Annotated in this window: 10 protein-coding genes and 1 pseudogene; 3 read left to right on the plus strand and 8 right to left on the minus strand. The window is 71.7% G+C overall.

What is annotated here, in order from left to right:
- Positions 1-54: 54 nt before the first annotated feature.
- From ABZ484_RS14270 to ABZ484_RS14290, 5 genes are all read right to left on the minus strand, one after another.
- Positions 55-1,314, minus strand: a complete 1,260-nt coding sequence (locus ABZ484_RS14270; RefSeq protein WP_358866168.1) for an IS701 family transposase — start codon at positions 1,312-1,314, stop codon at positions 55-57.
- Entirely contained in the window at positions 1,307-3,466 is a 2,160-nt protein-coding gene (locus ABZ484_RS14275; protein ID WP_358866169.1) for an AGE family epimerase/isomerase, read from the minus strand. The genes ABZ484_RS14270 and ABZ484_RS14275 overlap by 8 nt, the downstream gene beginning before the upstream one ends.
- A 2-nt stretch (positions 3,467-3,468) precedes the next feature.
- On the minus strand, positions 3,469-5,619 hold the full coding sequence (gene glgX, locus ABZ484_RS14280; RefSeq protein WP_358866170.1) for a glycogen debranching protein GlgX: 2,151 nt from the start codon (positions 5,617-5,619) through the stop codon (positions 3,469-3,471).
- 47 nt (positions 5,620-5,666) lie between these two features.
- The gene (locus ABZ484_RS14285; protein WP_358866171.1) at positions 5,667-6,398 is read right to left on the minus strand and encodes an SDR family oxidoreductase; all 732 of its coding nucleotides are present in this window, start codon (positions 6,396-6,398) and stop codon (positions 5,667-5,669) included.
- A gap of 168 nt (positions 6,399-6,566) precedes the next feature.
- Complete coding sequence (locus tag ABZ484_RS14290) at positions 6,567-7,910, minus strand: NDP-sugar synthase (RefSeq protein WP_358866172.1); 1,344 nt, start codon at positions 7,908-7,910, stop codon at positions 6,567-6,569.
- 351 nt (positions 7,911-8,261) lie between these two features.
- Between ABZ484_RS14290 and ABZ484_RS14295 the strand changes: the two genes are divergently transcribed.
- A complete protein-coding gene (locus ABZ484_RS14295) occupies positions 8,262-10,172 on the plus strand; it encodes an ABC transporter ATP-binding protein (RefSeq protein ID WP_358866219.1) in 1,911 nt (636 codons plus the stop codon).
- Positions 10,173-10,229: 57 nt separating this feature from the next.
- Here the strand turns inward: ABZ484_RS14295 and ABZ484_RS14300 are convergent, their stop codons facing one another.
- The 3 genes from ABZ484_RS14300 to ABZ484_RS14310 all read right to left on the minus strand — a co-directional run bounded on the left by ABZ484_RS14300 (position 10,230) and on the right by ABZ484_RS14310 (position 14,340).
- Positions 10,230-11,531 carry a phosphatase PAP2 family protein gene (locus ABZ484_RS14300; RefSeq protein WP_358866220.1) on the minus strand — a complete coding sequence of 434 codons (1,302 nt, stop codon included), beginning with the start codon at positions 11,529-11,531 and terminating at the stop codon, positions 10,230-10,232.
- Positions 11,532-11,804: 273 nt separating this feature from the next.
- The gene (locus ABZ484_RS14305; RefSeq protein ID WP_358866173.1) at positions 11,805-13,076 is read right to left on the minus strand and encodes a MalY/PatB family protein; all 1,272 of its coding nucleotides are present in this window, start codon (positions 13,074-13,076) and stop codon (positions 11,805-11,807) included.
- Positions 13,077-13,188: 112 nt separating this feature from the next.
- Entirely contained in the window at positions 13,189-14,340 is a 1,152-nt protein-coding gene (locus ABZ484_RS14310) for a putative sulfate exporter family transporter (RefSeq protein ID WP_358866174.1), read from the minus strand.
- Between the two features lie 95 nt (positions 14,341-14,435).
- Between ABZ484_RS14310 and ABZ484_RS14315 the strand changes: the two genes are divergently transcribed.
- A complete protein-coding gene (locus ABZ484_RS14315; protein WP_358866175.1) occupies positions 14,436-15,422 on the plus strand; it encodes a LysR family transcriptional regulator in 987 nt (328 codons plus the stop codon).
- A gap of 338 nt (positions 15,423-15,760) precedes the next feature.
- A pseudogene (locus tag ABZ484_RS14320) lies at positions 15,761-16,708 on the plus strand (glycosyltransferase); the annotation flags it as partial.
- Positions 16,709-16,756 lie beyond the last annotated feature (48 nt).

The raw sequence follows: 16,756 nt of genomic DNA on the forward strand, positions 1-16,756 counted from the left end.
GTCCGCACGGGGCCGCTGCCGTGCGGACGGATCCGCACGGGGCCGCGCCACGGCTCAGGCGCCCGTCTCGCTCAGCGCCCTCTCGTCCGCCTGCTGGCGCACCATGTCGAAGCCGAGGGCCGCGGAGGCCAGCGTCACATGGTGGTGCCAGCCCCGGAAGGAGCGGCCCTCGAAGTCGCCGAGGCCGAACTCCTCGTGCATCCGGCCCAGCGCCTCCTCGGAGAACCTGCCGAGCTGCGCCAGCGGCACGATCTCCGCCAGCCGGCGGGCCGGCAGATTGGTCAGCCAGTACCCGCGCGGCCGGGGCCGGCCGTAGGGCCAGTCGGCCAGCAGCAGCCGGGGCCGCGGGGCCGCGCCGGCGCCCCGGCCGGGGGCGGGCTCACAGCGCAGCAGCACCGGGGCGGTGACGAACTCCGAGTGCCGCATCCGCTCGGCCACCGGGTCGTGCCAGGTCACCGAGGTGCGCTCGGTGTGCCGTGCGGCGTGCGCGGCGAGCTCGGCCAGGGTGCCGCGGCATCCCGGCACGGCGGCCGGCCGGCGCGGCAGCACCACCGGGGTGTGCGGCGCCACCCGCACCACATAGCCAAGGCCCCGCGCCTCCAGGCCGCGCAGCAGCGGATCGGGATCGCTCTCGCCCCGCCAGTCCGCCAGCACCGGCAGCGGCTCCAGCGTCCACTCGTCGAGCATCTCGTCCAGCGCCTCCATGACGTACGCCCAGCGCGGACGGCAGCGCTCCTCCTCCGGGAGGTGGGCCTGGCCGCGCAGCCGTTCGTCGGCGTCCCAGCGGGCCGGCAGCACCAGCCGCCAGTTCACCGGGACGCTCCCCGCGTGCCCCACCAGCGAGGCCGCGAGCGCCAGCTGGCAGTTGACCGTGCGTTCCTGGGAGGCCGCGTACTGGCGGGCCACCCCCACCGACCGGTCGCCGTTCTTGGTGAAGACGACCTCGTCGACGGACCAGGCCTCGACGCGGAAGGCCCGCGCCATCTGCCGGGCGAGCCGGCCGCGCACCGGCCCGCAGGCCCACGGGCTCTGGTTGACGAACTGCTGGATCTGCTGCACGGCGCGCCGCCCGAGCACCTGCTCGGAGATCCGCGCGGGCGTCTTGCGTCCGGGCACGTCCAGCAGCCCGCGCACGTACACCTCGCCCCAGCGGCGCTGGTCGGCACGGGCGAGCTCGCCGAAAAGGTCGCCGCAGTAGGCCGGGAAGTCGGCCGCGGCGCCCGGCGGGGCGCCCGCGGACCGCACGGACGGTATCGGAACGTCCGCGGCGCGCACGGACGGCATCGGGACGGTGAAGGTCGCGAGATCAGTCATGGCTGCAGTCGTCACCACCCGCCAGCAGGAAAGCGTCCGTCGCCAGCAGCGCGTCCGCCACGTCCGGCAGGGCGCAGCCCACGATCACGAAGTCCACGTCGAGTCCGGCCTTGGTGCGCTGGAACAGCAGCTCGTTGATGGCCGGCCGGCACATCTGGGTGACCTCGCACAGGTGGAACTCCACCCGCCGCGGATCCGCGGCCATCACCTCGCCCAGCACCCGCCGGAACTTGCCGAGCTCGGCGGCGTCGATCACGCCTTGGCAGCTGATGTGGGCGGTCTGCCCGTCGAACTCCGAGCGCATCCGCAGGCGTATCTGGGCGGGCTCCAGCTCCACCCGTACCCGTACCGGCTCGACGCCCTCGGGCAGCCGCACGGTCAGGTCCTTGGCGTCGAAGTTGTGGTACGGCCGCTCGTCCAGCCACACCCGGGTCAGCTCCACCGAGCCGGTCGGCAGCAGGTCCGGCGCCACCCGCAGGACGCGGTCGGGCAGGTCGTCGGGGCACGGCCGGAAGTGCAGCGTCAGCGGGTCGTTGCTGAGCAGCAGCCCGGTGTAGGTGGCGGCCAGGTAGCACAGCTCCAGCGAGTGGTAACCGGCCATCGCGTGGCTGCCCTTGAGGCGCTCGGTGCCCAGCAGGTACGGGACGCCGCTGGCCAGCACGTTGAAGTAGACGCCGCCGTCCTGGTAGTCGAGGAAGAAGGCGTTGTAGAACGCCGCCGCCTCACGCGCCAGCCGTAACTGCTCGGGGTCCCCGGTGGTGCCGGCCAGGATCAGATAGGCGAGGATCGCCTGCTCCTGCTGCCACCAGGCCTTGCGGTCGTGCCACACCATGCGGTGGATGCCGCTGTCCGGGTCCGGCTGCCGCTCCACCACGTCGTACCAGCCGCCGCGCAGCGTGTCGCTGCCCACGGCCGGCATGATCTCGGCGATCCGTTCGGCGGTCGTAGCGTACTCGGGCTTGTCGTACAGCGCCCGGATCCGCGTCAGGTTCCAGGCGATCTTGAGGTTGTGCCCGACCACGGCCCGGTCCTGCTGCCAGCCCCAGGTGCGGTCCGGGCTCCAGTCCGCGTGGAAGCGTTCCTGCACGAACGGGCTGTTCGGCTCGTCCGGGAACCGTTCCACGATCGTGTCCGCGGTCTCCTCCAGCAGCGCCGCGAAGTCCGGGCGGCCGGTGGCGAGATAGGCGTTGATCAGATACGCCGGGGCGTGGTCGCCGACCGAGTTCCAGTTCTTGCGGGACCGGTTGCGGCCGAGCGCGTCGGCGTTCGGATCGAGGTTGATCGGATCCAGGTGCGAGAAGAATCCGCCGTGCACCGGGTCGCGGAAGTACTTCTGGAACAGGGTCACCGTGCGGTCGATGTCGTTCAGGATCCGCGGGTCGCCGGTGACCCGGTAGGTCTGCGTGGGTCCGGCCAGCGCGTAGATCTGCTCGTACATCGGGATGGCGTCGACGTCGTCGCCGAACTCCGAGGCGAAGACGGGGCGGTGACCGGTCTGCGTGATGTCGATGCCGTGGTACCAGTAGATGATCCCGTCGGCCTCGTCGTCCACCCGCATGTGCTCGCGCAGATACTCGGTGCCGGACTCGGCGGCCAGCAGGAAGCGGTCCTCGCCGGTCAGCAGGTAGGCGGTGGACAGGGCGTAGACCAGCCGGGAGATGGTGTCGGTCTCCTGGCGCACGTCCTCGCCGTCGAAGTCCGGCAGATGGGTGCCGCTGAGCGTGAGGTGGGTGCGGAAGTTGCGCCAGTCGTACTTTCCGTCGGGGAAGTGGCCGCGCAGATAGAAGTCGGCGACGGCGGCGGCCTGCTGGACCCACCAGTTGGGGTGCTCGAAGACGTACTGGCCGCGGTTCTCCTCCGGGAACGTGATCTCCTTGGCCTCGAACCGGGAGCCGCCGTCCCACTCGTAGTGGACGCCGTAGGCGAACACGAACCGGCCCTCGGCCAGCATGTCCACGGTGTGGGCCGTCGTGTCGCGGTAGGGATCGCCGAGGTTGCGGACGATGCGCGAGACGGCGTTGGCGGCCAGTTGGACGGTGAACTCCCTCTCGTCCGAGGTGCGCAGACCGAAACGGCGGGCGGTCGGGCTGTAGTAGGTGACGTAGCCCGCCAGGGTGTCGGAGTGGATGCGTCGTTGGGCAGGTGCGCTCATCGTCAGGTGCCCTTCTCGTCAGGCAGGGCCGCCAGCAGGACGATGCTGCGGCCATGGGCGTGGAAGGTGGGACCGTCGACCAGCTCCTCGTGTCCGGGCGGAAGGATGTCGTGCGGGCCCGGGCGGGCCGTGTCGAGTACGCGGTGCCAGCGGTGACCGCGGATCTCGGGCAGCTCGAAGTCGAGGCCCAGGTGATACATGTTGAGGATCAGATGCAGGTCCGGGTCGCCGTCGAAACCGCCGTACGTGCAGGCCAGCACCCGGGCATTGGTGTCCTCCCAGCCGGGCTGGTGCAGCCGGGTGCCGTGCCAGGTGATGTCGGGCAGCAGCCGGGAGTTGAGGTGCTCGGAGAAGAAGTGCGGTTCGCGGAAGGTGCGGTAGCGCCGGCGCAGGGCGATGAGGCGCCGGGTGAAGTCGAGTGTCTCCTTCTCCTTCTCCGCCTGGTCCCAGTCCAGCCAGGAGACCGGGTTGTCCTGGCAGTAGGCGTTGTTGTTGCCGCCCTGGCTGTTGCGGAACTCGTCACCGGCCAGCAGCATCGGCACGCCGCGGCTGACCATGAGGATCGACAGCAGGTTCTTGATCTGCCGCACCCGCAGCCGCTCCACCTCGGGGTCGTCGCTGGGTCCCTCGACGCCGCAGTTCCAGCTGTAGTTCTCGTGCGTTCCGTCGGCGTCTGCCTCCCCGTTGGCGTGGTTGTGCTTGGTGTTGTGGCTGACCAGGTCGTTGAGGGTGAACCCGTCGTGACAGGTGATGAAGTTGATGCTGTTGGTGGGCAGTTCGCCCTGCGGGGCGAACAGGTCGGCCGATCCGCCGAGCCGCGAGGCGACATCGCCGACGAGGCCCGCGTCCCCGCGCACGAAGCGCCGCACATCGTCGCGGAACGGCCCGTTCCACTGCGCCCAGCGCTTTCCGGGGAACCGCCCCACCTGGTACAGCCCGCCGCCGTCCCACGGCTCGGCGATGATCTTCGTCTCCGCCAGTACCTGGGACAGCTCGATCGCCCACAGCGCGGGGGGCACCGCCATCTCGTAGCCCAGCGGGCCGCGGGACAGCTCGGAGGCGAGGTCGAAGCGGAAACCGTCGACATGGTGCTCGGTCACCCAGTACTCCAGGCACTCCAGGATGAACTTGGTGACCATCGGATGGTTGGCGTTGACCGCGTTGCCGCAGCCGGTGAAGTCCATGTAGTGCGAGCGGTCCTGCGGCCACAGGTGGTAGTACGCCTCGTTCGCCGCGCCCCGGAAGCTGATCGTCGGACCGAACTCGTTGCCCTCGCTGGTGTGGTTGAAGACCACGTCGAGGATGACCTCGATGCCCGCCTTGTGGAACGCCTTGACCATGTCGCGGAACTCGGTGATGTGCGTGGCGAGATGGGGGCTGGAGCAGTAGCCGGTGTGCGGGGCGAAGAAGCCGTACGGGTCGTAGCCCCAGTAGTTGCGCAGCAGGGCGCCGTCGGGGCCGGTGCGCAGCACCTGCGTCTCGTCGAAGTCGAAGACGGGCAGCAGTTCCACGGCCGTGATGCCGAGGCTCTTGAGGTGCGGGATCTTGTCGATGACGGCCGAGAAGGTGCCCCGGTGGGTGCTGCCGGAGGTCGGTGAGGCGGTCAGGCCGCGCACATGCGTCTCGTAGATGACGGTGTCGGCCATCGGGACGCGCAGCGGCCGGTCGCCCTCCCAGTCGTAGTCGCCCAGGTCGACGACCAGGCTGCGCATGCACTGCTCGACGTTGTCGCCGGGGCCTATCGCGGCGGTCCGCTCCCATCGGCTGTTGATGTTGGCGCGTGCGTACGGGTCGAGCAGCACCTTGCGGTGGTCGAACCGGGTGCCCAGCGCGCTGCTCTCGCGCGGTCCGTCGATGCGGAAGGCGTAGACCTGGCCGGCGCCGAGTCCGCGCACATGGCAGTGCCAGAAATGGAAGCTGCGGTGCCGGTCCGGGGTCAGCCGGATGGTGCGGTACGGCCGCGGGCTGTCGCAGTGCTCGAACAGCAGCAGGTCGACGCGGGTGGCGTGCTCGGAGAAGATCGAGAAGTTCACGCCGTCGGCGTCCACCGTGGTGCCGAGCGGCTGGGGGTGCCCTGGGGTGACATCGAGGGGGTGGCCGCCGGGGCCGGCGGCGTCACCGTCGTGGTCGGCGAATGTCATCTGATCAGTCATGGCATACGTCACAGGGTCAATCGGAGTGTCAAGCACGGTCGACGGGGTCAGGCGAACACGGCTCGGGCGGTGGCCGGGGCGTCGGCCCGCAGCGCGTGGAACAGCTCCTCCCAGGGGATGTCTCCGGCGGACGGGCCGGGCTCGCCGCGCATCTCGAACGTCACGCCGCGGGCCGCGGGGGAGTACAGGGCCTGGACACAGGCGTCGGCGACGTGGGCGCGCGCCACCCGGCCGTCGCCCAGGTCGCCCTGCTCCAGGTGGACCGGGCCGTCGCCGGTCTCGTCGGTCAGCCAGCCCGGGCGGATCACCGTGTAGGGCAGCCCGGAGGCGCGCACCGCGTCCTCGCCGGCCAGCCGCCAGTCCAGCATCCGGCCGTAGGCGTTCATGGGGTGGTCTCGGTGGGTGACGTGCCGCTGGCTGACCAGGACGACGTGCGGGCCGCCGGCGGCCGCGTCCAGAGCCGCGGAGGGCGGGTTCAGCGCGTCCAGGACGTGCCGGACCCCGCCGTACAGGGTGGCCTCCGGGCTGTCGGGGCCGGTCGCGTCGGTGCCGGGCTCCACCGCGTAGACGACGGCCGCACACCCGTACAGCGGGGCGCGCACGGCGTCCGGGTCGCGCACGTCGGCGACGAAGAACCGCGCCTGGGCCGGCAGGTGCCGGCGGGCGCGCTGGACGTTGCGGCCGAGGACGCGCACGCTCTCGCCGCGGGCCAGCAGCCGCCGGGTGACGAGCCGGCCGAGCCGGCCGGTACCTCCGATGACTGCGATCGGGCTGTCCATGGGGTCTCCAGCTCTTGAGGTCTGAAGGGACGGGGTGGACGGGGTGGGCGGGGTTCGAAGGGACGAGGTCTGATCGGAAGGGGAAGGGGTCGAAGGGAAGGTGGAAGGTCCGCCACTCCGCGGGAACGAGCCGCGCCCGGGTGCGGGGGGCGGGTGCGGGGCGGGTCGTCAGATCCAGTGCAGTACGTCGTCGGGGCTGGTCAGATGGGTGCCGGTGGGAAGCCCGGTGACGGCGGGCACGCGCAGCCGGGGATACACGCTCACCCCGGACAGCCGGGTGCCGGGCCGCAGTTGGGCGGCGTCGCCGACCGCGGAGCCGCTGAGCCGGACCGGGTTGTCGCGTGCGGAGTGGACATGGGCCATCGGCCCCACGTAGGAGTCGCTGATCCGTGCGTACGGTCCGACGACGGCGCCGTCGCCGACGGCCGTGCGGCTCAGCCGCGCGCCCTCGTCGATGTCCACGCCGTCGCCGATGTCGGTGTGCCGCAGATGCACTCCGGGCCCTATCTCGGCGTTGCGTCCGATGCGCACGGCGGGCCCGACCACCACGCTGCCCTCGGAGATCTTCTGGGCCAGCGTGGTGCCGGTCACGCTGTCCTTGGTGCGCAGGCTGGACTCGTGGATCCAGTACGGCGCCTCGGCGCTCAGCGGGGATCCCATGGCCCGGCGCATCCAGGGATAGCGGCCGCCGAGCACGTCGCCGAGCGTGGTGAGGTAGTCGTCGATGCTGCCGAGGTCGCCGAGCCGGTCGATGGGCGTGGCCGCCACCGGCAGCCCCCGGCCCACCAGCCACGGCAGCAGGTCGCCGCCCCAGTCCAGGCGCTGCTGGGCGAGGCGGATCATCTCCGGGGTGCGGGCGGCCAGCCGGAGCCGGCCGCAGTCGGCCAGGTACATGCCGGCGTTGGTGGGCAGGGTGCGGCCGGCCGTGGGCAGCGAGGTCTCGGGGAAGAGCCGGTGGATGCGGTCCAGGGTGGGCTTCTCCAGGAATCCGGAGACAAGTCCCCCCGCGGAGGTCTGCATCACGCCGTACTTGCCGGCGATCTCCTCCGGAGTGCGTTCGACGGCGGCGACGGTCACGACGGCGTCGGCGGCGTCGTGCGCCTCGGTGAGCCGGGCGAGCGAGAACTCGAAGACGGAATCGACGGGCAGCACCAGGGCGCGTCCCGTCAGGTCCCAGTGCTCCAGGTTGTGCAGGGTGGCGGCGCCGGAGCCGACGTTGTAGCGGTCGAGACGGGCGCGTGAGTAGTGGATCTCGACGCCGAGCCGCTCGCCGTGGCCCAGCACGAGCTTGATCTGGCTGTGGTTCTCGGCGCCCTGCGCGATCACGTAGAAGCGGCGGATGCCCTGGTCGCGGCAGGCCTCGACGAGCCATTCGACGACGGTGCGGCCGACGAACGGGATCAGCGCCTTGCTGCGGATGTAGTCGGACGAGGCGAGGGTGAGCGGCTTGGCGCGCTCCCCCCGGCCTCCGGCAAGGATGATCCCGGAGATACCTGACGTGTCGTCCCCCATCACGGTCTGCCTCCTCGGCTGACGTATCGACGCCTTTCAGTCAACTGGAGCTGTCATGTGGAGTCAAGTAAAAAGTAAAGCAAGGGAGTTGGCGGGGGAAATGACGGAGCCCGGCAGTCCGGTCCGACCAGCGGCAGGACCGCTTTACGGCCCCTGTCCAGAGGCGTGCGGAGTCGCACCCCGCGGGTCCGGCCGCCCCTCTCTTCCGGCCGCCCGGCCCGACCGGACCCCCGTCGCATCGCCGCGGCCGGCCCTCACGATCCCGGGGGTCGCGGCCGTCCCGGTCGGTCACCGGCCGGTAGGACGGTTGACCTCAACGTTGGTTGAGGTCCTACGTTTGCTCCCATGAGCATGGAGACCACCGCCTGGACGCAGCTGCACAGCGTCATGACCGCCCAGCAGGAGCGCCGTCCGTTCGCCCTGGCGACGCTGCGCCGCATCGGCGCGTTCGCGCGCCCCCACCGCCGCCGTATCGCGCGGTTCGTCGCCCTCGGGGTGGTGACCGCGCTGCTCGCCGTGGCGACCCCCGTGCTGGCCGGCCGGGTCGTCGACGCGATCGTGGCCGGGGCCGATCAGGGCAGGGTCGTCCGTCTGGCCCTGCTCATCGCGCTGATCGCGGTCGCCGAGGCCGCCTTCGGCATCCTCGGCCGACGCCTGTCGGCGACGCTCGGCGAAGGGCTCATCCTCGATCTGCGGACGGCCGTCTTCGACCACGTGCAGCGGATGCCGGTCGCGTTCTTCACCCGCACCCGCACCGGAGCCCTCGTGTCCCGGCTCAACAACGACGTCATCGGCGCCCAGCGCGCCTTCAGCAACACCCTGTCCGGTGTGGTGAGCAACGTCGTCACACTGCTGCTGACCCTCGTCGTGATGCTCACCCTGTCCTGGCAGATCACGCTCCTGGCACTGGTGCTGCTGCCGGTGTTCGTGGTGCCGGCCCGGCGCATGGGCAGCCGGATGGCCCGCATGCAGCGCGAGGCGGCCACGCTGAACGCGGCGATGGGCACCCGGATGACGGAGCGGTTCTCGGCCCCCGGCGCCACCCTCGTCAAGCTCTTCGGCCGCCCCGAGGAGGAGTCGGCGGAGTTCGCCGCCCGCGCCGGCCGGGTCAGGGACATCGGCGTCCGCACGGCCACGGCGCAGCAGGCCTTCATCACCGCGCTGACCCTGGTGTCCTCGCTGGCCCTCGCCCTGGTCTACGGCCTCGGCGGCTTCTTCGCCCTGCGCGGCACCCTGGAGCCGGGCGCCGTCGTCTCGCTCGCACTGCTGCTCACCCGGCTCTACGCGCCGCTCACCGCGCTCGCCGGGGCACGCGTGGAGGTCATGAGCGCCCTGGTCAGCTTCGAGCGGGTCTTCGAAGTGCTCGACCTGAAGCCGCTGATCGTGGAGAAGCCGGACGCCCGTGAGGTGCCGGACGGCCCGGTCGCGGTGGAGTTCGACGGCGTCCGCTTCGCCTACCCGTCCGCCGACAAGGTCTCCCTGGCCTCACTGGAGGAGGTCGCGAGCCTGGACACCCGCGGCGGCGCCGAGGTCCTGCACGGCATCTCCTTCCGCGCCGAACCCGGGCAGACCGTCGCGCTGGTCGGCTCCTCCGGCGCCGGCAAGTCCACCATCGCGCAGCTGCTGCCGCGCCTGTACGACGTCGACGAGGGCGCCGTACGCATCGGCGGCGCCGACGTACGCGACCTGAGCGCCGCCTCCCTGCGCGCCACCCTCGGCATGGTCACCCAGGACGGCCATCTCTTCCACGACTCCGTCCGCGCCAACCTGCTGCTGGCCCGGCCCGCCGCGAGCGACGAGGACCTGTGGGACGCCCTGCGCCGGGCCCGCCTCGACGACCTCGTCCGCTCCCTGCCCGACGGCCTGGACACCGTCGTCGGCGAACGCGGATACCGGCTCTCCGGCGGCGAACGCCAGCGCATGACCATCGCCCGGCTGCTGCTGGCCCGCCAGCGGGTCGTCATCCTCGACGAGGCCACCGCCCACCTCGACAACACCTCCGAGGCCGCCGTGCAGGAGGCCCTGGCCGAGGCCCTGGTGGGCCGTACCGCGGTGGTGATCGCCCACCGGCTGTCCACGGTGCGCGCCGCGGACCTCATCCTGGTCGTCGAGGCGGGGCTGATCGTCGAACGCGGCACCCACGACGAACTCCTGGCGGCCGGCGGCCGCTACGCGGAGCTGTACCGCACCCAGTTCGAACAGCAGAGGCACCACGGACCGGCCGGCCTCGACGAGGGCGAGGTGGAGGAGGCGGTGGCGTAGGCGCGGCCCCGGGCTGCACATCGCCACCGGCGGATCGCCTCCGGCGCCGGCGCGGACTCACACGAGGCCGGGCTGCGGTTTCGCGGACTGCGGCTCCGGTTGCGGCGCCGGTGCGGCCTCCGGTTCCCACGACTTGGTGGTCCGCACGTACGCGGAGATCACCGAGGCCGTCGCCAGCAGGAGCAGTGGCCCGTACACCCAGGGATGCGCGGCCATCTGCTCCGGCAGATAGCGGTACGACACCAGGAGCACGGTGAAGACCGCCGTGCCGTACCCGACCAGCCCCACGCTCGACCGGTCCCAGCCGCGGGCGAAGGAGCGCATCGCCGCCTCGATCGTCAGCGCGAACACCACGCCGGCGATGACGTCCGCGCCGTAGTGGTAGCCGAAGCCCAGCGTCGCGGTGACGGTCGCGGCCAGCCAGAACGTGCCCGCGAAGCGCATGCCCCGCGAGCCCTTGCGGGAGTGGACGAAGAGCGTGGTGGCCCAGGCCGTGTGCAGGCTGGGCATGCAGTTGCGCGGGGTGATCTCGTCGAACGGCATCGCGTGCGGCGTGCTGAGCGGCGGCACGGTGTCCGGCCACAGGTCGGCCACCGCCCAGTGGCCGCCACCGGTGCCGAACGCGCCGGTGCCGTAGGCGAAGACCGGTCCGACGACCGGGAAGATCATGTAGATGGCCGGCCCGAGCAGACCGATCACCAGGAAGGTGCGTACCAGGTGGTGGCCCGGGAAACGGCGGTCGCGGGCCACGTGGCGCAGCTGGTACAGCGCGACGAGGGCCGCCGCCAGCGGGAGCTGGCCGTAGACGAGGTGGAGGACCTGGGCGCCGACCGGCCCGGTGGCGTCGACGAGCTGCCCCACCAGCCACGACGGGTCGCCCAGGGCGTGATCGGCGGTCGCCACGTACGGGTCCAGCACCGTCGGGCGGGTCTTGGAGGTGATCAGCAGCCAGGTGTCGCCCGTCTTGTGACCGGCCACCAGCAGCAGTCCCAGCCCGACGCCCTTCAGCAGCAGCACCCGCTCCCGGCCGGTACGGCGCGTGACGGCGATGACCACCCAGCCGAGGATCACCCACAGCGCGCCGTTGCCGAAGCTCGGGTCGGCGCCGACCGCCCACCGCACGAGCAGGAAGACCACGTCGACGCCGATCGCGACGGCGGCCGAGACGAGCCGTTGCCGCCAGGTGAGCACCACCATCATCAACGCCAGACCGGCGTACAGCAGGGGCCCCGAACGAGGCTTGAACACCACCTCTCGCGTCAGGTTGGTGATCGGCCCCGGCAGGCCGTAGCGGCGAGCGGCGATCTCCAGCGCGACGAGGAACCCGGCGACCGCCACACCCGCCGCGCCCCACAGCATCACCCGCGGCCGGCACCACGCGGAGAACTCAGAGCCGTTGTCTCTTCGCGAGGATATTCGCTTTTGCGTGGTTTCCAATTATTCGACTCATTCAATAGATGGCGGACAAAAGGCTTTGAATTATGCCGGACGGCGTGATGTACCGGTGAAGAAGGGGCGGCGGGCGATCATCACAGGTTCGAACATGCTAACGGTAGGGGTGTGTCGGTTTCACGGCTTCGGCCCCTTGACGCCGGGCGTCGCGGTCCGGGCCACCGGCTGAGCCGCTCGAGATCAGTGCACCTGGCGCGCGTGCCGGACGGCGGCTCGTCCCATCCGGGCGACCGCCTCGGCGAGGACGGAGCGGGAGGTCGCGAAGTTCAGGCGGACGTGCCCCGCCCCTCCCGTTCCGAAGATGTGCCCGGAGGACAGGGCCACCCTGGCGTGCTCGAGGAACATCCGTGCCGGGCCCGCCAGGTCGGTGACCACGGCGAGGGCGTCGGCGTCCTCCTCCGGCGCGAGACCGAGGGACCGGCAGTCGAGCCAGGCCAGATAGGTCCCCTCCGGCCGTGCGTAACCGACCCCGGGCAGGTGCTCGGCGACGAGCCGGCCCAGCAGGTCCCGGTTCGCGTCGAGCCCGGCCAGCAGCGCGTCGAGCCACCGGTCCCCGTGGCGGTAGGCCGCCGTGTGCGCGATCACGCCCAGATAGCTGGCGCCGTGCTGCACCTCCTCGGGCATCCGGCCCAGATCGCCGGCCGCCTCGGGCCCCGCGAGGGCGAGCGCGGCCTTGATGCCGGCGAGGTTCCAGCCCTTGGTCGCCGACATCAGCGAGAAGGCGTCCTCGGCCCCGGGCACGCTCAGGTAGGGGGTGAACGTGGCGCCCGGCAGCACGAGCGGGGCATGGATCTCGTCGGCGACCACACGGACCCCGTACCGCCGGGCCAGCGCCGCCACGGCGGTGAGCTCCGCGAAGGTGTGGACCGTGCCGGTCGGGTTGTGCGGATTGCTGAGCAGATACGCGATCCCGCGCCTGCCGCTGCGCTCCCGGACGCGCCGGAACGTCGCCTCGAGCGTTTCCAGGCTGATCCGGAGGTCCGGCCCGAGGGGCGCTTCGACGATCCGGCGGTCGTCATGGGTGACGAAGGCGTAGAAGGGCGCGTACACCGGAGAGTTGACGACGACCGGATCCCCGGGCTCGGTGACCAGCCTCAGCACCTGGACCGCACCCATCATCACGTCCGGGATCACGGCGGTGCGGTCGACCGCCACCCCGTCCCACTTCCAGCGCCGTGCGGCGAAGCCGGCCAGTGACTCGGCGAACTCGGTACCGACGGGGTAGCCGGTGTCACCGGTGTCGACGGCCGCGCGCAGCGCGTCGGCGACCGCCGGTGCCAGCGGGACATCCATCTCCGCCACCCACAGGGGCAGGACGTCCGCCGGATGCGTGCGCCACTTCATGCTCCCGCGCCGGCGCAGCTGCTCCAGCGACAGTTCCTCGAGAGGGTTCGCACACTCTTCGGCCTCAGCGCCCGCGTCCGCGGAGCCGCGCCCACTCACGGCAGTCATCTTCAGCATTGGACCCCCATCCCGATCTTCGCGCAAGAGCCGGGGAGGGGCCCGGTCGGGGTCGCGGGTCCACGACCGTCGGTGACCCGGTCACACGTACCGGTCCGGGAACTCACAGATACCGGGTCAGGAACTGGAGCCCCAGGCTGGTGGCGGACACGACCAGCCACAGACAGGCCCCGAGCAGCAGCGGCGCGGGTCCGGTCCGGCGCAGCCTGGAGGGTTCGGTGGACAGGCCGATCGCGGACAGGGCGACGGTGATGAGGAGGACGGCGAGCGTGCCGAGCGGGCCGTGGGCGGCGGACGGCACGAGCCCCGCGGTGTTCGCGGCCGCCAGGGCGAGGAAGCCGGTGAGGAACCACGGCACCAGTCGGTCGACGCGCACCGGGCCGGGCAGGCGCCGCCCGGTGCCTGCCGCGCCGACGCCGGCCGGCGCGTCCTTCGTCCGCGCGCGGCGGCGGGCGAGGGCGGCGAGGCCCAGGCAGATCGGGATGATCAGCAGCGTCCGGGCCAGCTTGACCACCACCGCGTAGTCGGCCGCCGGGCCGCCGTAGGTGGTGGCGGCGGCGACCACCGAGGACATGTCGTTGACCGCGGTGCCGGCGAACAGGCCGAAGGCATGCTGGCCCATCCCCAGCAGATGCCCGAGGAGTGGGAAGGTCAGCACCGCTGCCACGTTGAAGACGAAGATCGTGGAGACGGCGTAGGCCACCTCCGCCTCGGCCGCGCCGATGACCGGCGTGACCGCGGCGATCGCGGAGGCGCCGCAGACGCCGGTGCCCACGCCGATCAGGGTGCGCAGGTCACGGACGACACCCAGGCGCCGTCCGATCCAGTACGCCGACGCCAGGCACACCGCGAGGGTCACGATCATCACCGGCAGCGACCCGGCACCGACGCGGAGCACCTGGCCCAGTGACAGTTGCGCGCCCAGGACCACCACCGCGGCCTGGAGAACTCCGCGCCCGGCGAAGGCGATGCCCGGCCGCGTCCGGTCCCCCGGCCGCACCGCGACCGCCACCAGCACCCCGAGCACGATGCCCATGACCGGCCCGCCGACGACCGGCACCAGCCGGCCCAGCGCGGTCGCGACCAGGGCGACACCGACGGCCAGGGCCAGCCCGGGGAGCCGGGTGGCGACGCCGGAGAGCCGGGCGGTGACGCCGGGGAGCCGGGCGGAGGGCGCGGCGCCGGGCTCACGGGCGAGGGCAGGGCGGGGCGACCGGGTGGTGGTCCCCGACGGGGACAGGCTGACGTCCTTCATGATCACCACTGTGGTCGGCGCGGTGCCGGGCCTGTAGCCCCGGATCGATCAGGAGGTCATAGCGCAGACGTATGACCGCCTCATACGCTGGGACTGTGACAGACCCCTCCGTGCCGGATCCCCGGACCTTCCCCCTCCCTCTGCGCACGCCCGACCTCGAGTCGCTGCGGCTCCTCGTCCTCGTGGCCGACCTGGGCAGCCTGGGGCGGGCGGCCGAGCGGCTGCGGATCTCCCAGCCGTCCGCCAGCCGACGGCTGTCCACGCTGGAACGCGGCCTGGGACTGGTGCTGGTCGACCGGACCCGCCGCGGCTCCCGGCCGACCCTGGCCGGGCAGATCGTCGCCGGACACGCCCGGCGGGTCCTGGACGAGCTGGACGAGCTGCTCGCCGGGGCGGGCAGGCTGCGCGACCGGCGGGAGGCCGAACTGCGCGTCGCGGCGAGCCTGACCATCGCGGAGTACCTGCTGCCGGTCTGGATCAGCGAGCTGCGCGCCCGCCGGCCGGAGCTGTACGTCGGATTGCAGGTGACCAACAGCGAGCACGTGCCCGAGCTGGTCGAGTCGGGCGAGGCCGACATCGGGTTCATCGAGGGGCCGCGCCTGTCCCGCGTGATGTCCACGCGGCAGGTGGCCGAGGACCGGCTCGTCGTCGTGGTCGATCCCGCTCACCCGTGGGCGCGGCGCCGTGAGCCGCTGTCGGCGCGAGAGCTCTCGCGTGCGCCGCTGGTGCTGCGCGAGAGCGGTTCCGGCACGCGGCAGACCCTGGACCGCGCCCTGCACCTGGCCGGCTGTGAACGGGTCCGGCCCCTGGTAGAGCTCGGTTCGACGGCCGCCGTGCGCGGCGCGGTGATCGCCGGCACCGGGCCGTCCGTCCTGAGCGAGCTGGCCGTCCGCGGGGACATCGCCGAGGGCCGGCTGATCGGCGTGGACGTCGCGGGCGTCGACCTCACGCGTGACCTGCGCGCGGTGTGGCCGACCGGGCGTCGCCTGGTGGGCCCGGCGGCGGAACTGGTCACGGTGGCCCGCCGGGCGGTCGCCGGCGAACAAGCCGGGGATCGGGTGCGGCAGAGGAAACGCCTTTAATGCGTGGTGGACAATACGTGATGGAGCACCGGCCTCCCCGCACGGCCGGCCCGCGTCCGTGAATTCGTGGGCGACTTCCTGGAGCATGTCACGGAGCGGATGCCCTGTAAGAATTCGCTGAGCAGATCGAGCGTTGCCGAGACCGAATGTGACGGCTCACAGGGCCCCTTCGCCGATGCGTCGGCGAGTGAGATCACCAGCGCGGCGACCAGGAGCCCTGTGTCGGCAGCAGTGTTCACCGTCATGTCGGCGGCCGTTCATTTTCAGGCAAGGGAAAACCTTTGGAAACGGATAGCATGCGCGGGTTCCTTGAATGAACTCCCCGGGGGGACCCGCGCATGCCCACGCTTTCCGTCATCGTCCCGTGCCACAATGTCGAGACCTATGTCGCGGAAACGGTGCGCAGTCTGGCTGTCAATGCGGACCCCGATTTCGAGTTCCTGCTGATCGACGACCGCTCGACCGACCGTACCGGGCAGATCATCGAGGACATGATCGGCACGCTGCCGAACGCGCGGGCGATCCACCACGAGACCAACCAGGGCGTGGCCCAGGCCCGCAACACCGGACTGGACGAGGCGACCGGCGACTACGTGACGTTCCTGGACGGGGACGACTGGTACGCCCCCGGCCACCTGCGCGCCATGGTGGCACGCATCTCCCGCCTCGGCTGCGACTTCGCCCGCACCGACCATGTGCTGGCCACCGGCCGGCAGCGGCAGATCCGGTACGCCCCCGCCCGGCTGCGGGACGTCGTGATGGACCCGCGCGACGGCATCGCGCCCGCCCATATGTCCACCATGGTGGACTACCCCTTCGTCCCGTTCGGCATCTACAGTTCACGGCTCTTCGAGGACGGCGAGGGGCGGTTCGAGACGCGGCTGCGTACCGCCGAGGACCGCCTGTGGGTGTGGCGGCTGCACCTGCGGGCCCGCAGTTACGCGGCGCTGGGACTGCACGGGGCCTTCTACCGGCGGGGGGTGGAAACGTCCCTCACCCAGATATCCGACACCCGCCAGCTGGATTTCATCCCCGCCTACGACACCGTTCTGCGGGAGGTGGGCGCCGATCCGGAGGGCGACCGTTTCATGCCGAAGGCGGTCCGCACCTATTGCGCGATGATCGCCTTCCACATGAACAAGGCCGACCGGTACGAGAGTTCGGTGGCCAGACAGCTCAAGGACGAGTCGACGGCCGCGTTGCGCCGGATGCCCCAGCACGTCCTCGACGAGACCCTGGCGACGATGGACACCGCCCGGAGCACGCTGCTGCGCCGCCTGCGCGACACGGGGGAGACCCGCCCGGGCCGCACCGCCGCCGCGGTCGTCGGGCCA

The sequence above is a fragment of the Streptomyces sp. NPDC006393 genome, from assembly GCF_040628575.1.
Classification (GTDB): Bacteria; Actinomycetota; Actinomycetes; order Streptomycetales; family Streptomycetaceae; genus Streptomyces.